Genomic DNA, 18,249 nt, shown 5'->3' with positions numbered 1-18,249 from the left:
CAGATTCACCTTTACAGGAATTAGCACATGAAAATAGTTATCTTGGGAGCAGGCGTTATCGGTACGTCTACTGCCTATTATCTGGCCAAAGCCGGACATGAAGTCACGGTGATTGAGCGTCAAAGCGGTGCGGCTTTAGAAACTAGTTTTGCGAATGCCGGAGAAGTTTCTCCCGGTTACTCGGCACCATGGGCAGGACCCGGTGTGCCAATGAAAGCGATCAAGTGGTTGATGATGGAACATAGTCCATTGGCGATACGTCCAAGCACTGATCCAGCCATGTGGCGTTGGGTGTTTCAGATGTTGATGAATTGCACGACTAAGCGTTACGAAATCAATAAAGGTCGCATGTTGCGCATGGCGCAATACAGTCGAGACGTCTTGCAACAATTGCGTGAAGATACTGGTATTGCTTACGACCAGCGTACGCAAGGGACTTTGCAATTGTTCCGCAATCAGCAACAACTCGATGGTTCACAAGCGGATATCGATATTCTCAAACGCTATGGCGTGCCTTACGAAACTTTGAGTGGCGATGACTGTTTGCGGGTGGAACCAGCATTGAAAAATGTGCGTGAAAAATTCGTCGGTGCTTTGCGTTTGCCTGGTGACGAGACTGGCGATTGTTTTAAATTCACTCAGAATCTGGCGAAATTGGCTGAAGGTCTAGGTGTTAAATTTGAATATGGCGTGAGCATAGAACGTATCATCGCCGAAGGCGATCAGGTCAAGAGCGTACAAACTTCTAAAGGACATTTCACCGCAGATAAGTTTGTATTGGCGCTCGGTAGCTATTCACCGATCTTGTTGCGCGAACTGGGTATCAAAATCCCTGTATATCCGATCAAGGGTTATTCAATCACGGTACCGATTACTGATGCGACAGGCGCACCGGAATCGACGGTCATGGATGAAACCTACAAAGTGGCGATTACCCGATTGGGCGACCGTATCCGTGTTGGTGGAACCGCCGAAATCACCGGTTACGATTTGCGCTTGCGCGAATCTCGCCGCAAAACTCTCGTACATTCCGTGACGGATTTATTCCCGCATGGCGGCGATGTCAGTAAAGCAGAATTTTGGACCGGCTTACGCCCGATGACCCCCGACGGAACGCCGATTGTTGGGCCTACGCCATACCGTAACTTGTTCTTGAATACGGGACATGGCACCTTGGGTTGGACCATGTCTTGTGGCTCCGGTCAATTCTTGGCGGATCTAATTTCCGGCAAAAAACCAGCGATTTCGACCGAAGGCTTGTACATGGATCGTTATGGAAGCATGAATCGGCCGATAGCGATTTAAGATGCAGTGAGTCGCAGAGGCGCAGAGGCGCAGAGAACGCAGGGTGATTTGTGTATTTTTCTCGGTGTACTCTGCGCCTCTGCGGCAAGATGTTTTTGATTTCTTAATCCAGAAGGTCAAGTAAAGTATGCGCGTCAACATTCCCTTTGAAGATCGAGTTGGTATCGCTCACGAGATTCTCGCGGTGTTGGCACGTCAGGGATTGAATGTGCAGGCGGTGGAAGTTGATCCGCCAAATATCTATATCGATATTCCCGAATTAAAACAAAGCATGTTGGCCAGCTTGCAGGCCGACTGTGATCAGGTCGCGGGTGTTGGCACTATCGAAGTCGTCGATATCTTGCCCGGCATGCGGCGCAGCTTAAATCTCGACACGATTATGGCGGTGATGGAAGATCCAGTACTGGCGATCGATGCTCTCGGGCGTATTGTGATTGCCAACGCGGCAGCAGCGGAAGTGGCGCGTTGCAGCGAAAAAGAGTTGTGTCAAAAGTCCCTCTATCAAGTGTTGCAAGATAGCACTATCCAACACGAACTGATTGCCAATGAATTTTGTGCTCCAACGCGCGAAGTGCTGTTGAATGGCGAACCCTTCTTGATGGATGTCACACCCGTATTTGAACCCTTATCGGCGGGTACCGCCAGCGATGGCATGGCGGTAGGTGCATTGCTAACCCTGACAGCACCGAAACGCATAGGCGAGCGTTTGCATGCGATCTCGCGCGCCGAAATTGGTGGCTTTGAAGCCATTATCGGCGACTCGGAACAAATCCGAGTTTTGAAAAAACGCGCAGCGCGGGTGGCAGTGGTGGATGCGCCTTTGTTGATCACAGGTGAAACTGGCACTGGTAAAGAATTGTTGGCGCAAGCCTGCCATGGCGTCAGTGCGCGCAGCAATGCGCCGTTTTTGGAATTGAATTGCGCTGCCTTACCTGAAAGTCTGGCTGAGAGCGAATTGTTCGGTTATATGGCGGGGGCATTTACCGGCGCGAATCGTGGTGGTAAGCCAGGTTTATTTGAAATGGCGGATGGCGGAACTGTATTCTTGGATGAAGTCGGCGAAATGTCTCTGTATTTGCAAGCCAAACTACTACGCTTTTTGAACGACGGAAAATTTCGCCGGATTGGTGGAGACAAAGAAATTCAGGTTGATGTGCGTATCATCAGTGCGACTCATAGAAATCTACGAAAAATGGTACAGGAAGGCAGTTTTCGCGAAGATTTATTCTATCGCTTAAATGTCCTACATCTGGAAATGCCACCTTTGCGCGAGCGATCGGATGATATTTTACTGCTGGCGCGCCACTTCATCGAACGTGCATGTACGCAGGCCCAAAAGCCGGTCTCTAGACTGAATCAAGCGGCAACGGCTGCGATGTTAAATAATCGTTGGCCGGGGAATGTGCGGCAATTGCAGAATGTGGTCTTCCGTGCGATTACGATGTCAGATCAGCGCGTGCTCGATGCAGCCGATCTGGATTGGGCGGAAGATTCTATGCAAGCTGAAACGGTGGTGTTTGAGGAGGCGGATACTTGGGAAGCCTCAGTCAATCAATTTGAAACCGCCTTGTTGACCAAGCTGTACCAAGAGTTTCCATCCAGTCGCAAACTAGCAGCACGTCTCGATACTTCACATTCCATGATTGCCGCAAAATTACGCAAGCATGGAATTCCTAAGAAATAGCTTAATCGTTGGCAGGCCCTAAATCGGGATTATCAGGATCTTCAGGCAAATTCACCGCAGGAATTGTGTACTTCTCTTCAGCCCAGGCGCCCAGATCAATTTGTTTACAGCGATCAGAGCAAAACGGACGAAAAGCACTTTCAGGAGACCAAACGACTTTAGCCGCACAAGTCGGACAGGAGACAACAGTTGCCATAATGAAGTAGATTAAAAGTTACAGAGTTAGAAGTTACAGAGCGTCAGATCAAACGGCACGTCACCTTCGAACGGTTTCGGTTTCATATCACCATCTTGCGACATGATGCGTATCCACAACATGTATTTATTCGCTGAAATTTCAGGAATAGCACCCAAGCCTTGATCGATCGATACGCGTAATAATTGATATACCTTACCCTGTAGCATTTGTTGATAGCTGCCAGCTTGCGCGATGACTTTGCTAGTGCTGCCTGACTCGCGCAATAGGCGCAATACTACCCCAATGGCATCAAACAATGGCGCAATGGGTGCAAACCAAGTTGTAATGTCGGCAAAGCGCTTTTCTGCGGGAAGTTTTTTCCAAGCGTGATAACTCGGCAAATCAAATTCACACGCGCCACCAGGAATAATGGTTCGGCCACGTATACTCATCAGCCATTCGTTGTCACGAATATGTTGTCCGGTTTTACCGGTGGATGCCATCAAATTACTGCTGGCACGTTCGACGTCACTGATCACTTGATCTAGCATGTCTGCTTGAACATTCGGATTCGATTTAAAGCCAATCAAGGTATTTTTCTGTCTGTCCAATTCTTGGAGTAGATCAGATTTTAAGTCAGCGCGGCCTGCCACTTCAAGCATCTCAAAGATGGTAGCGATAGCGACGTGATGTTGCAGTGGATCAGACTGGTGCAAGAAAAACGAAAACTTTTCGTACAGGTCTTCTAACCGCAACAACGTGCGAATACGCTCGTTGAAAGGGTATTCGTAAACAATCAAAATAAATTCCCTGTAAATATGATGCCAAAGTAGTGCGCAATAAGTTTCACGTGATTCTGAACCAAGCTGAGGAAAATTACAAACATTGCGTGCGTTTGTTTAGCCTTGTACGCACATTTGTAGGTATTTTTGGTGCAGCAACTCGACATGCCGCTGTACTTGCACCAATTCTTGCTGAGAATTGATGACATCATCAGCATGTTCTAAACGTATTTCGCGCGTTACCTGGGTACGCATGATGCTACAAACCTGGTCTCGACTAAATTGGTTACGCTGCATCACGCGGGCAATTTGAGTTTCTTCATCACAGTCGACAACTAAAACCCTATTCACCCTTTGCAGCCAACTGCCCGATTCAATTAATAAAGGAACGACAAAGACGAGATACTTACCTTCAGCTGCTTCCGCAGCGTTTTCGCAAGCTAGGCGAATTGTCGGATGTAGAATATTTTCCAAACGTCGTTTTGCTTCGGGATCGTTGAATACACAGGCGCGCATTTTTTGTCGATCCATCGCATTATCGACGGTAATAAATTCTTCGCCAAACTCTTTCCGTATGGCTGGAATCGCAGCACCACCTGCCATTGTTAGGCTGTGCGCAATCAAATCGGTATCGATGACGCTGGCACCAAGATCTGCCAAGAAATTAGCCACGGTTGTCTTGCCACTGCCGATGCCACCAGTCAATCCCACCCTAAACATTTCGGTTTCCAGATGCACGGATTGCGCCCTGATTGACGTGGAAGTTGACATCGGTTTTGGCGCACTTCAATAGAATAAACCTAAATATTGGCTGTTGATGCTTTGTCCCCACAGTAAAGCGATCAAGCCAGCAATTGCCAGGTAGGGGCCGAATGGAATCGGCTTACCTTTGCCAAGTCTGCCAAACATCATCATGGAAATACCAATAACTGCGCCGACCGCGGAAGACAGCAAAATAATCAGGGGAAGCATACTCCACCCCATCCAAGCTCCCAGTGCTGCCAGCAACTTAAAGTCGCCGTAGCCCATGCCTTCTTTGCCAGTCACAAGCTTAAATACCCAATATACAGACCATAGGGACATATAACCGACCGCTGCGCCAATAACCGCATTGTCCAATGAACTGAAAGTGCCGTGCAGGTTGACCAATAGACCTAGCCACATCAAAGACAGTGTCAGATCATCTGGCAACAATTGGGTATCGGCATCGATGAAGGTCATCGCTACCAAGAGCCAGACAAACACTACGGCGGACATTCCTGCAAAACCGCTTCCAAAATGCCAAATCATGAAGGCACTAAGCAAGCCTGTTAGCGCCTCAATGATCGGATATCGAATTGAAATGGGTGCTTTGCAACCACGGCACTTACCGCCTATGATCAGGTAGCTGATCACAGGAATGTTTTCTAATGCGCTTATCTGATGGTTGCAGTGCGGGCATGCTGAGCGCGGAACAATCAGATTGTAGGGTGTTTGATGAGCGGGTTCTTTGCCACTTTCGATGGCGACATAGTTGTCCGATTCTCTTTGCATCATAATCGGTAGCCGATGAATGACAACATTCAAAAAACTACCGATTAATAGTCCAAATACGGCAAAAAAAACTGTGCTGGCGAGATTTTCTGGAGCGGTAAATAAAAATAACTCAAGCATCAGACCACCGAACCGAGTTTGAAGATAGGCAGATACATTGCGACCACCAAGCCACCAATGATGACACCCAGAATTGCCATAATCATCGGTTCCATTAAGGAGGATAAGTTGGCAACGGCTTCGTCGACTTCTTCCTCGTAGAAATCGGCGACTTTGCTTAACATGCCGTCTAATGCGCCGGATTCTTCCCCAATCGCCACCATTTGAGTAACCATGCTCGGGAACACGTTAGCGTTTTGCATAGCAACAGTTAAACTAGTACCAGTCGTGACTTCTGTCTGGATTTTGATGGTCGCATCAAGATAAACCGCATTGCCAGACGCGCCGCCAACTGAATCAAGAGCTTCCACCAAGGGAACACCAGCGGCAAACATGGTGGCTAAAGTGCGGGTCCAGCGCGCAATCGTTGCTTTACGTATGACGTCGCCGAAAATGGGAGCTTGTAGCAATATCCTATCCATGAAACGCTGCATTTCTAGTGAGCGTTGCCATGATTGGAAAAAGAAATATAAGGCACCGAAAATGCCACCGAATATCAAGTACCAGTTCGCCACAACGAAATCAGAAATACCCATGACAATTAAGGTTGGTGCTGGTAAGTCAGCACCAAAACTCTTAAATACTTCTTTAAAAGCTGGCACCACCCAAATCATGATCACCGCAGTGACGATAAAAGCAATGGTTAAAATTGCGATCGGATAAGTCAGAGCAGATTTGATTTTGGCTTTGATGGCCAAAGTTTTTTCTTTGTAGATCGCTAAACGGGTTAATAAATCTTCCAAAATACCAGCTTGCTCACCAGCACCGACTAGATTACAAAATAGTGGATCAAAGTACAGCGGATACTTGCGGAAAGCTTGGTTCAAACTTGTTCCAGTCTCGATGTCAGCGCGGATATCCAGTAATAGCTTCGACACGGAGGGGTTGGAGTGTCCTTTACCAACAATATCAAAAGATTGCAATAAAGGTACGCCAGCCTTCATCATCGTTGCTAACTGACGAGTAAACAAAGTGATGTCTTTGTCAGTAATTTTTTTGCCAGAGCTATAACTTTTCTTTTTTATTTTGGTGACCATCACACCCTGCCGACGCAAGGTTGCGCTGACTATGGCCTCACCGCCGGCACGTAATTCGCCTTTAACGTTTTTACCTTGCTTGTCTTTGCCTTCCCAAGAATATAGATGCTCCTTGATTTGCGAAGGTTTCGTACTTCTAGTTGCTGGCGTTGCCATCTCCGGATCCTTGTATTTTTATTCGTTGGTACAGCCAAGTACTTCTTCTAAACTGGTCAAGCCCTGGCGCACTTTTTGCAATCCAGAGCGGCGCAATCCCTTGACGCCTTCAGCTTCCGATTGTTTGCGAATTTCGAGCCCAGTGCCATTTGCCAGAATAATTTTTTCGATAGCTTCTGTGATCGGCATAATTTGATAAATACCAACACGACCCTTATAGCCTGAACCATTGCAGCGTTCGCAACCTATTGGACCATAGGGTTTCCAAGTGCCGTCTAATTCTTCTTCCAAAAATCCGGCTTGTAATAACACTTCATCCAAAATCTCAACGGGCTTTTTACACGTACAGAGGCGTCGCGTTAAGCGTTGTGCTGTGATCAAAATGACAGACGACGCAATATTGAACGGTGCGACACCCATGTTCATCAGGCGGGTTAAAGTTGAGGGCGCATCGTTCGTATGCAGAGTGGAAAAAACCATGTGGCCAGTCTGTGCAGCTTTGATGGCAATATCCGCAGTTTCGAGATCACGAATCTCGCCGACCATAATGATGTCTGGATCTTGGCGCAAGAAAGACTTAAGTGCAACCGGGAAAGTTAAGCCCGCTTTGTCATTAATATTGACCTGATTGACACCTGGCAAGTTAATCTCGGCAGGATCTTCAGCAGTGGAAATATTGATGCCAGGTTTATTGATGACATTCAAACAGGTGTACAAAGAAACCGTCTTACCCGAGCCTGTCGGTCCTGTCACCAGTACCATTCCGTATGGACGTTGAATCGCGTCCATTAGTATTTCTTTCTGGTCAGGATCGTAACCTAGGGCGTCAATACCCATCTGCGCTTGAGAACCATCCAAAATACGCATAACGATTTTTTCACCGAACAAGGTCGGCAAGGTGCTTACGCGGAAATCAATTGCTTTGGTGGGCGACATCACCAATTTCATGCGACCGTCTTGCGGAACACGCTTTTCCGAGATATCGAGCTTTGAGATAACTTTGATTCGTGACACCAATTTGTCTTTGATTGCTAATGGTGGTTGGGCGATTTCCCGTAACTCACCATCGACACGAAAACGAATCCGATAAAATTTCTCAAAAGGCTCAAAATGAAGATCGGATGCGCCCATGTTAATTGCGTCAACTAACATCTTTTGCAAGAACTTAACGACAGGAGCGTCATCAATTTCGGCAGCCTGTGTATCAGCGATACCAGAATTAAGGTCTTCTTCTTTGAATTCAAGTTCAAAGTCATCGCCGGCAAGATCCGCAATCGATTGTTCTGAAGACTTACTAAATTTCTCCACGAGTTTTTGCAATAAATCGTGTTGCACAATCACGATATCGACGCTTAACCCGGTCTGAAATTTAATTTGATCAATTGCAATTGTATTGGTGGGATCTGAAATCCCAATTGAAACTTTGTTACCTTTCTTAGAGAGCGCGATGACTCGTTGCGTCATCATCATCTTTGCATCGATGATTTTTTCCGGAAGCATTGCTTCGTCAAATACGCCCAAATCGAGTTGTGGATAGCCAAAAGTTTCTGAACAGAATGTAGCTAAGTCGCGAGCATTGATGGCGCCATTTTGTAAAAGAGCGTCGAGAAAATGACTTTTCTCAAGCGCCACCTTCTTCTGAATTACATCAAGTTGAGCAGGCGATACCAAATTTGCCTGTGCTAGTGCACGAGCTAGGCCCGAAGCGGGTGGAGCGGAAGCGGAATTTGGTGGGACAGCAGACATAGGTTTCGATAGTTAATAAAGGCTAAAGATGGTTGCTTTGTGATAATGCAACTAAGTAAGACTTTTGTAAACAGGCATCTTACTGTAAAGATACAGAGTACGTTTTTGCATATGTTTTCTTCTGGGGGTATTCGGCAGGCTTTAGTTTGTAAAAATAGCTAAAAATTTACATTTTTAATTCTATCTTTAGAAGATTTGACCCGGCGAATTGCGAAGATTGTACTCAAGTTTGTCGCAAATACACGCATGGACACCGACTAAGCATTTCTGCGATTGACACGACCATGATGCAGCCGTAAATTGACTTGTGAATCACTGGCTGTCAATGGTCGTCGGAAGGCGCAACTTGTTAGATTGAGGTGATAAATTTTTGATGTTTGCTAATGATTGCGATTTACCGCTAAAAATGCCAAATCCATCAAGGCCTGTTTGTAAGGTGAGGGCGTCAAATCCCCGATTGCCTGTGCCGCTCGTTCGGCCGCTTTGTCTGCCTCCGCTTTGGTGTAGTCTAATGCGCCGGACTGGGTAATCGCGCTCAAAATAGCATCAAACTTAGATTCATCACCTTGTTCAATGCAAGCTTTCACCAAAGCTTGCTCTTCGGCGCTACCATTTTTCATCAGATAAATCAGAGGTAAAGTAGGTTTGCCTTCACGAAGATCATCCCCCACATTTTTACCGATCTCTTCTGCTTTGCCTGAGTAGTCGAGAACATCGTCGATCAATTGAAAGGCTGTCCCTAAAGACCGGCCATATTCACCGGCTGCTGCGATTTGTGTCGGCGATGCGCCGCTAACTACGGCACCTATCTCCGCTGCCGCTTCGAACAATTTAGCAGTTTTGCAGCGGATTACCTCAAGATAACGCTCTTCTGTTACGTCAGGGTCATGCATATTCAGAAGTTGCAAGACTTCACCTTCTGCAATCACATTCGTGGCATCAGCGAGAATCTGCATGATTTGCATACTATTGATGGTCACCATCATCTGAAACGCACGTGAGTACAAGAAGTCACCTACTAAGACCGAGGCCGCGTTGCCAAACAAGGCATTGGCAGTCTGGCGTCCGCGCCGCATCGAGGATTCATCAACCACATCGTCATGCAATAGGGTTGCGGTGTGAATAAATTCGACAATCGCCGCCAGATCGTAATGGTGTTTGCCTTGGTATCCATAGGCATTTGCCATAAGCAGTACCAGTACCGGGCGAATACGTTTGCCGCCAGCATTGATAATGTATTCGGAAATCTGGCTTACCAGTGCGACATCAGAATGCAATTGTTGACGAATGACCAAATTAACCGCGTCCATTTCGGGTGCGATCAATTGGTTGATAGTGTTTTGGTTAGGCGTGGCAGACAAGAGTGTATCCCGCAAGAAAAGCAAAATTAAAAGGTGGCGTGATTATACGATGTTAGTGCACGATGCCAGAGCGAGGCAGTGTAAAAAGCCTGGTTTTACATTTGATTTTTGATGAATAGTCTGTTTTTCCTGCCTTGAATAATTAGTTCAGATTAGAAATCAACAATCTCGTTGTCAGCGCGCTGCAGACCAATATCCGAATTTGAAGGACAAAATCCAATCAGTTTTGTGAGAAAGAGTCATTATTTTTCAATACCAGTCAAATGCCAATTGAAAATTATTTGAATCTCTTCAAGAATGGCATCTGATTTTCTTTTCTCACTATTTATTATGGCCAAGTATCTAAAGCTGCTCTCGTTAGTATTGCTTTTGCAAATTTTATTTTTGAGTTGGCAGGCATCAGCTCAAAGCGCACAAACACAAGTGATCGGCTGGATTCCTGCCTATGGCTATGAGAAATCGATGCAAGCGTTGGAGGAAAACCCGCATGTCTCCGCTGGATTAACGCGGATTGGTCTGCAATTCTGGAATCCCTCAGCCGATGGTAAAAGTGTCGTGTTGGCTCCGGTGAATCACGACGGAGTTTTGCTGGAAGCTTCAAAAGTACGGCGCATAATTGCTTGGGCAAAAAAACGCAGGATACAAGTGCTCCTGACTGTCTATAACAATTCACAAGTAATGAAAAAATGGGATTGGGATTTGGCGAGGCGCGCTTTTAGAGATCATCCTCATGAATTTTCTGCCTCTTTAATTGGGATTATGCGGGAGTTTGACTTGGATGGCATTGATCTCGATTTGGAAGGTGAAGGGGAACTGGACTCAGATCGCGCTGACTATGCAAAATTTGTGAAAGCTTTAAGCAAACAGCTTAAAAAACAAAAGAAATTATTGACGGTTGATAGCTTTCACAGCCCATGCATCAACGCGCCGAATATGCGCTGGTGGAGTGATTGGCAGGGGCATATCAATGCAATTCATAGTATGGGTTATCAAGACTTATACGAAGGAAATACCAGAAGCTTCACGCCGGAAGGCAAAGCTGTGTGTGAGGGCGGCGCACCAATCTTTAAATATAGTTGGCAACTGGCCTATGCAAAGAAAGCAGGCTATCGTACTGATCAAATTGTGCTTGGCATGCCAACCTGGTTAGCGAATTGGGGCGAGTCCGGTTTAGGGTCAACTATTTCCGCACATCTGCAGGAGGCAAGGAACTTAGGACTAGGAATTGCATTGTGGGATTTGCAATTGGGTGCAGCAGATTGGCGTAGCCCGCAAACTTGGGCCGAAATACGGCAATTGCGCCAGACTAAGGATTACGTAAAAACAACTTCCCCATAATTATTGATTATTCGTTATGCCTTCATATTGTTCTGCTGAAAATTTACGCAAAAGTCTTTGACCGGCCATCCTAAGCTATGTATAATCCGCAGTTCCCTTGATTTTTTGTTGATGATTTCAGTATCTGTCAGTAAAGGCACTCGGGAATCCCTATTATTTATTTGATGAGGTTTCACATGTACGCGGTCATAAAAACCGGTGGCAAACAATATAAAGTTGTCGCTGGTGAAAAACTTAAAGTAGAACAGATACCTGCAGACATTGGCTCCGAATTCACTATCGATCAAGTACTCGCTATGGGTGCTGGAGAAACCATTAAATTTGGTACTCCGCTGGTCGCAGGTGCAACGGTGCTAGTTAAGGTAATCGACCAAGGTCGTCACGACAAAGTTCGTATTTTCAAAATGCGTCGTCGTAAGCATTACCAAAAGCGCCAAGGTCATCGCCAAAACTATACTGAACTGCAAATCGTTTCGATCAACGGTTAATTCCGTCGAACTACGTTAGCAATTTCACCAGAATATTCAAGGAGCTATTAAATGGCACATAAAAAAGGCGGCGGCACCACGCGCAACGGCCGTGACTCAGAGTCAAAACGCTTAGGCGTTAAAGTTTACGGCGGCCAAGCTATCAATGCTGGCGGTATCATCATTCGTCAACGCGGTACAAAAGTACACGCCGGTGAAGGTGTTGGTATGGGTAAAGATCACACTTTGTACGCTCTGGTAACAGGCAAAGTACAATTTGCAATCAAAGGCGCGTTACGTCGCCAAACAGTAATGGTTGTTGCTTAATTCATTAAGCGTACAATTTGCTGAACAAAAAGGCTCTGCCATAGGTAGAGCCTTTTTGGTTTTCAGAGGATTTATAATTTTCAGAGAATTGATCATTAAACCTTACATCTACATGCTAGAAGTTGGTGTTAGTGAATTTTCTTGCGAAAAACGATGGTCGTTCCGATCATCAAAGCTAATTGCCTTAGTCAATTAGCATACTTTGTCTTAGAACATTGCCTATTGCTGTGAGTGAAATAAAACAGCACAATAGCCCGTTCAGACTCTCAATTCGTAATCGCCCAGTGTTCAGTTTTTAAGCGCGTCTAGATCACATTAGATGCCACCAAAAAGAAAGACTGGGAATCAAGGCTGAAAAGCCCTTTCGTTTAGGCGGCAAACATGAAATTTATTGACGAAGCAAGAATCGAAGTCATTGCAGGTGACGGCGGCAACGGTGTCGCGTCCTTCTGTCGTGAGAAATTCCGTCCGTTCGGCGGTCCTGATGGTGGTGACGGCGGCAAAGGCGGAAGTATCTTCGCCGTCGGCGACCGTAACATCAATACCCTGGTCGATTTCCGCTATTCCAAATTACACAAAGCCAAAGACGGTGAAAACGGTCGTGGCGCAGATTGCTACGGCAAAGGCGCGGACGATATCCGCTTGCGTATGCCGGTTGGTACTTTGATTATGGATCGAGATACCGATGAAGTCATTGCCGATATCACGGAACATGGACAAGAAGTTTTATTGGCGCGTGGCGGCGAAGGTGGTTGGGGCAACATCCATTTCAAGTCTTCGACTAACCGTGCACCACGCCAACGCAGTGATGGTAAAGAAGGCGAACGCCGCGAACTGAAACTTGAATTAAAAGTGCTGGCAGACGTTGGTCTGTTGGGTTTGCCAAATGCTGGTAAATCGACTTTTATCACAGCTGTTTCCAATGCACGCCCTAAAATCGCTGATTATCCTTTCACGACTTTGCATCCAAACTTGGGTATGGTTCGCGTTAGTCACGAGAAGAGTTTCGTGATTGCCGATATTCCTGGCTTGATCGAAGGCGCAGCGGATGGTATCGGCCTCGGCGTACAATTTCTCAAGCATTTACAACGCACAGGTTTGCTCTTGCACATCGTTGATTTGGCGCCGTTCGATGATGATGTCGATCCAGTTAAAGACGCGAAAGCTTTGATTAAAGAATTAGCCAAGTACGACGAATCGCTGGCAGAAAAACCACGCTGGTTAGTCTTGAATAAGCTCGACGTTTTAAGTGCAGAAGATCGCAAAAAACGCGTCAAAGATTTCGTTAAGCGCTTCGGATGGAAAGGCCCAGTATTTGAAATTTCCGCCTTGAATCACGAAGGTTGCCAAGCTTTGGTCAACGATATATATGCGCATTTAGCAGAGAAGCGCCAAGCAGAACAACGTTCACAAGAAACCCAGATGAAAGAAGAAGCGCAGGGGATTTTGTCGATTGATCCGGATGACCCGCGTTTTAAAGTGATTGATTAATTTCGTCTTAATCGAATCGATTTTGATGCAAAAAAAGAGCCGACTCGTTCGGCTCTTTTTACGTTTGCCGCTCATTTTCACCATTTTAAATCAAAATAAAATTCCGAAAATTAAAACAAATTCAGAATAATGTATAATTTACGTCATTCAATTCCGAATGAAAACGTAATCTCTTATTCCTCATGCAATCCCTCATTCAAAACGCAAATCGCCTGATTATCAAAGTCGGCTCCTCACTCGTCACCAATGAAGGTCGTGGCCTTGATCGGGATGCTATCGCTAATTGGGCGCAACAAATTGCTGCCTTAAGAGCAATGGGTAAAGAGGTGGTGCTGGTCAGCTCCGGGGCGATTGCTGAAGGGCGACAGCGTTTAGGGTTTGAAGCACGCCCTACGGGTGTACATGAATTGCAGGCTTGTGCGGCGGTGGGGCAGATGGGTTTGGCACAGATTTATGAGACCAGCTTTCGCGCCCATGATTTGGGAACCGCACAAATCTTGTTGACGCATGCTGATCTGGCGGATCGTGAACGTTACTTGAATGCCCGCTCCACTCTGTTGACCTTGCTTGGTTTTGGCATCGTGCCCGTGATTAATGAGAATGATACGGTGGTGACAGATGAAATCAAATTTGGCGACAACGATACGCTCGGGGCATTAGTGGCGAATTTGGTAGAAGCCGACGCTTTGATTATTTTGACTGATCAACAAGGTTTATACACTGCCGATCCGCGCAAAAATCCCGATGCGCAATTTGTGCATGAAGCACGGGCTGGTGATGTGGCATTGGAGGCGATGGCAGGCGGTGCTGGTTCTAGTCTTGGTAGTGGTGGCATGCTGACTAAAATTCTTGCGGCAAAACGTGCTGCGCGTTCTGGTGCACATACCGTGATTGCATGGGGCCGTGAAGAAAATGTATTGGTGCGTCTGGCGAATGGTGAGGCGATAGGTACACAATTGAGTTCGGATATGGCGCCACTTGCAGCGCGTAAGCAATGGATGATGGACCATTTACAGACTTCGGGTCAAGTCGTGCTGGATGCTGGTGCAGTACTTAAACTACGGGATGAAGGTAAGTCTTTACTGGCGATCGGTGTCTGTGACGTTAGGGGTGAGTTTGGTCGTGGCGCAGTGGTCACTTGCGTGGATGAAAGTGGGGAGGCGATCGCAAAAGGATTAAGTAATTACAGTAGTGGTGACGCTCGCAGAATTATGCGCAAAGCTTCATCAGAGATAGAAAGTATTTTGGGATTTGTGGAAGAGCCTGAATTAATTCATCGCGATAATTTGGTATTGCAATAGGACTCAGTAGATTGTTATCTGCAGTGACCACCGGCGACAATTGGCGTCGATTGGTGTCGATTCGACTAGCTACTAAATTTGCCTAGTGAAGTTTTTGTTATGCTTTATTGATGTGTTTTTTGATACGGTAAAAGATATAAAAATGGGCAGAAAACGTTGCTTGGACGCGCCGTCACAAGTTGCGAATCGTGGGTTGGCGATCGTTAGAATTAGCGTTCGCTGATAATTTTGATGCATCCGCTACACGGATTTTGGCACCCCGAAAACTTGCCGCCGTTAGGCGAATTCTTATTTTCCTTGGGTTACCACGTGAGCACCGCATGAGCATGGACGGTGATAGTGATTCAGGCACCCGTCAGCCTCGCATCACTAGTGAGTCGATGCGCGATCGTCGCTTGTCTTGCACACACAATTGTCGTGTGGTTGGCATCCTGGATGTGCATGCACAAAACGCTTGGTGTGTCGCGGGGCCAGGAAGTGGTGGTATGGAGTGAGGATCTATTTTGCTGACTTGCTTGATTGGCGTGGTATGGGCACATTGGCCAAAATCTTCGGGTGCTTTGGGTGCTTCGGGTGCTAACTTATGATGTAGTCGATGGCCCTGATCTTTAAATCAAAACGAAACCTGAATCGATCTATGTAAGCCGTATCAATTCAGGTTTTGATCACCTTATTTTCCAAATGCTTCCTTCAAACTATTTTTTGAGACAGGTCGACATAAATTTTTTGCGCTCGTCGCCTTTCATTCCTTTTGCATCAACATTACAAGTTTTCATTTTTGATTGTTGTTCTGTCATTTCTTTTTCTTCCACGGCTGGTTTTGCGGACAAGCATGTTTTCATGAAGGCTTTGCGCTCATCGCCTTTTTTGCCGGTTGCTTCCTTATTGCATGTCGTCATTTTAGACTGCTGCGCGGTAGCAGCATGTGCCATCATCATTGGGCAAATCAAAGCGATTGCAAGTAATAGTTTTTTCATGCGAAACTCCATAGAAGAGATGGTAAAAAGTAAAGGGAGAAATAGACTAAAGGAAATGCAGAATCACTATAGAAGAGTTCTGCATTGAACGCAATTGTCGTGATTAATTTCTTATAACGCCTTGAGCTGGAACACATCTGTTTCAGGCATGCAAAAAGTGTGAATGCTGAAGTGATGATGACAAACGATTGCGTCAGGAAAGCTCTCTTAAAAAAGAGCTCCTTATGTCACCATGTAGTTTATTGTTAGAAAAGTTGATTTCACCGCGAACTGGACGTTAGCGCAAAATATTGTGGGTCGATACAGACATGCCGCGCTCTATTCGACGACTTCTGAGTTGATCTTCTTTTGGATTTCTTGCAGCGGTCTTGAACACGTAATATGTGATCATTACTTAACGTAGCCCAGCATTTTCTAGTAATTGTTGATAGGAAGGCGAATTCCGAACGGATTTAATTGCATTCCAAATTGCTTGAAACCGTTTAGGCTCGCGTTGATAGCGCTGTTGATTGATCGGCAGATACAAATGCAGACTAAGGTAAGGCAATGGCAGGCTTTGTAATTGGTCTTTAAAGCGAGGATCCTGTTTAGTCAAGTAGAGTGCATCAATGCCTTGCAAAATCGCAACTTCAGCATCGCCGTTGGCGAGTAGTTTTAAACCCTCTTCAAGCGTACGAATCTCTCGTATCTTGTAGCCTTTTTTTTCTAGAATTGTGCCAATCAAATAACCGCGTTGAACGATAATCGGTGAATTCACTTTTGTTAAGGATTTGCCGTCCCAACTCACTTTACTGGACTTATTAATAAAAACTCTGGTGTCGTCGACATTTAAGGCGCTCCCGGTGTCGATACTGCCATCTGCTAAGCTTGGATAAACACTAAAACGTTGGCGGTCAGCAGAGACGGCGGCGCCAAAATATCCGTCAATCACGCCAGTACGCACTTCTTCTTGACAACGTTTCCAAGGTTTAGAAATGAATTCAAAGTGTTCGCCTAATAACTCCTCCACCCGTTTTAATAACTCGATGTTGAGGCCAGTGCCATCGGGAACAGTCCATGGCTCCTGCGCTACATCTTCAAAGCAAAACTTGAGTGTTGTTTGTGCATGTAACGATGCCGTGCAGCTCATGCACAAAGAAAATATCAAACTGGTGATCGAACGTCGCGCCAATGTCATTGAAGTGCCCTGCTAAGGTCGATCGATTGGGGGAGTTGGCAGAATTATCCACTTATATCTTCGCATAAGATTTGGCTAGCGGCAATATGGATGTTGAATTTGTGAAGCACCAGACTGAACCAGAATGATGAACACCACAATAATTACAATAATTGCCGTAATGATAATTGGCTACGTTTTTACAACAATTTGTTTGGCGCGTCTTACAGCGAGATTATTGGGGTGACGGCTAAGCCATAAAATCAGCTAAGATGCTGAAAGAACAGTCATAAAGAAGTCCTCATGATCAATATCAAAAAGATTTTTTTGAGTGCACTGCCAGAGCGAAACATTCGCTTGAACATTTTATTCTTTGTAGTGATTATTGCAGTATCTCTATTGGCAGGAGCGCAATCGGCGCATGCGCAGTTTGTCGCGACGGCTCAAACACCGCAAACCGTAATCTATGCTTGGGCCGCCTCTATGGCAAAAGATGAACGCGGTCATTATCCAATTTCCCTTTTGAAATTAGCATTGGAGAAATCCGGTGCATCCTACGAAATCCAGCCTAGCAAGCATGATATGCCACAGTGGCGCACGTTACGCCATGTGCAAATGGGTAGAGAGTTGGATGTGGTTTGGACTTTTACGACGCCAGAGCGTGAGCAAACTCTACTGCCGATACGCATTCCGATAGATCGCGGTTTGCTGGGTTGGCGCCTTTTGTTGATTAATGCAGCCGATGCTGAGCGGTTCGCAAAATTAGATAGTGCTGAACAATTGCGTGAATTACGATCTGGGCAAGGACATGATTGGCCCGATTTTCCTATACTAAAAGCGAATGGATTTAACGTCAGCCCAAGTTCTAGTTATCAAGGATTGTTTGCAATGTTACAGCGTCGACGCATCGCTTACTTTCCGCGCTCTATGACTGAGATCGAACCTGAAGTGCGTGCGCATCAGAATCAGGCGTTGGTGGTAGCACCGCGTTGGGTTCTACATTATCCAGCACCACTATATTTCTTTGTCTCGAGAGAGAAACCAGCTTTGGCAGCCGCAATCGAACGTGGATTGCTCGTAGCCATAAAGGATGGAAGTATGCGACGATTGTTTCAATTACATTTTGGTGAAGCAATTGCCAAAGCTGATTTGAATCATCGTTCGGTACTGACTCTGAGCAATCCGTTTTTGACCAACGCCACACCTTTGCAGCGCACCGACTTGTGGTTTTCTCCCACGTTAGGATTCTGA

General features: G+C 46.0%; 18 protein-coding genes. 9 read left to right on the top strand and 9 right to left on the bottom strand.

All coding sequences use genetic code 11. The features are described from left to right. The first annotated feature begins 27 nt into the window (after nucleotides 1-27). Entirely contained in the window at nucleotides 28-1,305 is a 1,278-nt protein-coding gene (locus ACO0KW_RS08015) for a D-amino acid dehydrogenase (protein ID WP_423052419.1), read from the top strand. A 127-nt stretch (nucleotides 1,306-1,432) separates the two neighbouring features. Then, nucleotides 1,433-2,989 (top strand): sigma-54-dependent transcriptional regulator, encoded by a 1,557-nt coding sequence (locus tag ACO0KW_RS08010; protein WP_423052417.1) that lies wholly within the window; start codon nucleotides 1,433-1,435, stop codon nucleotides 2,987-2,989. Between the two features lies 1 nt (nucleotide 2,990). Here ACO0KW_RS08010 and ACO0KW_RS08005 read toward each other — a convergent pair whose 3' ends face one another. The 7 genes from ACO0KW_RS08005 to ispB form a co-directional block, all read right to left on the bottom strand. Beyond that, nucleotides 2,991-3,185: a DNA gyrase inhibitor YacG gene (locus tag ACO0KW_RS08005; protein WP_423052416.1), complete on the bottom strand. Its 195-nt coding sequence runs from the start codon at nucleotides 3,183-3,185 to the stop codon at nucleotides 2,991-2,993. Nucleotides 3,186-3,211: 26 nt separating this feature from the next. After that, nucleotides 3,212-3,967: a cell division protein ZapD gene (zapD, locus tag ACO0KW_RS08000; protein WP_423052414.1), complete on the bottom strand. Its 756-nt coding sequence runs from the start codon at nucleotides 3,965-3,967 to the stop codon at nucleotides 3,212-3,214. 99 nt (nucleotides 3,968-4,066) lie between these two features. Further along, nucleotides 4,067-4,669, bottom strand: coding sequence for a dephospho-CoA kinase (gene coaE, locus ACO0KW_RS07995; RefSeq protein WP_423052412.1), 603 nt, complete (start codon nucleotides 4,667-4,669; stop codon nucleotides 4,067-4,069). A 66-nt stretch (nucleotides 4,670-4,735) separates the two neighbouring features. After that, nucleotides 4,736-5,602: a prepilin peptidase gene (locus ACO0KW_RS07990; RefSeq protein ID WP_423052410.1), complete on the bottom strand. Its 867-nt coding sequence runs from the start codon at nucleotides 5,600-5,602 to the stop codon at nucleotides 4,736-4,738. Further along, complete coding sequence (locus ACO0KW_RS07985) at nucleotides 5,602-6,834, bottom strand: type II secretion system F family protein (protein ID WP_423052408.1); 1,233 nt, start codon at nucleotides 6,832-6,834, stop codon at nucleotides 5,602-5,604. The genes ACO0KW_RS07990 and ACO0KW_RS07985 overlap by 1 nt, the downstream gene beginning before the upstream one ends. Nucleotides 6,835-6,852: 18 nt before the next feature. Next, on the bottom strand, nucleotides 6,853-8,580 hold the full coding sequence (gene pilB, locus ACO0KW_RS07980) for a type IV-A pilus assembly ATPase PilB (protein ID WP_423052406.1): 1,728 nt from the start codon (nucleotides 8,578-8,580) through the stop codon (nucleotides 6,853-6,855). A gap of 380 nt (nucleotides 8,581-8,960) precedes the next feature. After that, nucleotides 8,961-9,941, bottom strand: coding sequence for an octaprenyl diphosphate synthase (gene ispB, locus ACO0KW_RS07975; RefSeq protein WP_423052404.1), 981 nt, complete (start codon nucleotides 9,939-9,941; stop codon nucleotides 8,961-8,963). 369 nt (nucleotides 9,942-10,310) lie between these two features. On the opposite strand from ispB, the gene ACO0KW_RS07970 reads away from it, so the two are divergent. The 6 genes from ACO0KW_RS07970 (at nucleotide 10,311) to ACO0KW_RS07945 (ending at nucleotide 15,359) form a co-directional block, all read left to right on the top strand. Beyond that, on the top strand, nucleotides 10,311-11,279 hold the full coding sequence (locus ACO0KW_RS07970) for a glycosyl hydrolase family 18 protein (protein ID WP_423052402.1): 969 nt from the start codon (nucleotides 10,311-10,313) through the stop codon (nucleotides 11,277-11,279). A 176-nt stretch (nucleotides 11,280-11,455) separates the two neighbouring features. Further along, entirely contained in the window at nucleotides 11,456-11,767 is a 312-nt protein-coding gene (gene rplU / locus ACO0KW_RS07965; protein ID WP_186892095.1) for a 50S ribosomal protein L21, read from the top strand. Nucleotides 11,768-11,818: 51 nt separating this feature from the next. Beyond that, nucleotides 11,819-12,073 carry a 50S ribosomal protein L27 gene (gene rpmA, locus ACO0KW_RS07960; protein WP_315472469.1) on the top strand — a complete coding sequence of 85 codons (255 nt, stop codon included), beginning with the start codon at nucleotides 11,819-11,821 and terminating at the stop codon, nucleotides 12,071-12,073. Between the two features lie 381 nt (nucleotides 12,074-12,454). Continuing rightward, entirely contained in the window at nucleotides 12,455-13,564 is a 1,110-nt protein-coding gene (gene cgtA / locus ACO0KW_RS07955) for an Obg family GTPase CgtA (protein ID WP_315485208.1), read from the top strand. Nucleotides 13,565-13,746: 182 nt separating this feature from the next. Continuing rightward, complete coding sequence (gene proB, locus ACO0KW_RS07950; protein WP_423052399.1) at nucleotides 13,747-14,865, top strand: glutamate 5-kinase; 1,119 nt, start codon at nucleotides 13,747-13,749, stop codon at nucleotides 14,863-14,865. A 320-nt stretch (nucleotides 14,866-15,185) separates the two neighbouring features. After that, nucleotides 15,186-15,359, top strand: coding sequence for a hypothetical protein (locus ACO0KW_RS07945; RefSeq protein WP_423052397.1), 174 nt, complete (start codon nucleotides 15,186-15,188; stop codon nucleotides 15,357-15,359). A 201-nt stretch (nucleotides 15,360-15,560) separates the two neighbouring features. On the opposite strand, the gene ACO0KW_RS07940 is transcribed toward ACO0KW_RS07945, so the two are convergent. Next, complete coding sequence (locus ACO0KW_RS07940) at nucleotides 15,561-15,842, bottom strand: PsiF family protein (RefSeq protein ID WP_423052395.1); 282 nt, start codon at nucleotides 15,840-15,842, stop codon at nucleotides 15,561-15,563. A 394-nt stretch (nucleotides 15,843-16,236) separates the two neighbouring features. Continuing rightward, nucleotides 16,237-17,019 (bottom strand): substrate-binding periplasmic protein, encoded by a 783-nt coding sequence (locus ACO0KW_RS07935; RefSeq protein ID WP_423052393.1) that lies wholly within the window; start codon nucleotides 17,017-17,019, stop codon nucleotides 16,237-16,239. A 282-nt stretch (nucleotides 17,020-17,301) separates the two neighbouring features. On the opposite strand from ACO0KW_RS07935, the gene ACO0KW_RS07930 reads away from it, so the two are divergent. Next, nucleotides 17,302-18,249 (top strand): hypothetical protein, encoded by a 948-nt coding sequence (locus ACO0KW_RS07930; RefSeq protein ID WP_423052391.1) that lies wholly within the window; start codon nucleotides 17,302-17,304, stop codon nucleotides 18,247-18,249.

This window comes from Undibacterium sp. Ji22W, from assembly GCF_049340305.1.
Taxonomy (GTDB): Bacteria; Pseudomonadota; Gammaproteobacteria; order Burkholderiales; family Burkholderiaceae_D; genus Undibacterium.
Note: the sequence above shows the minus strand (reverse complement) of the source record. Positions and strands in the feature narration are given on the sequence as shown.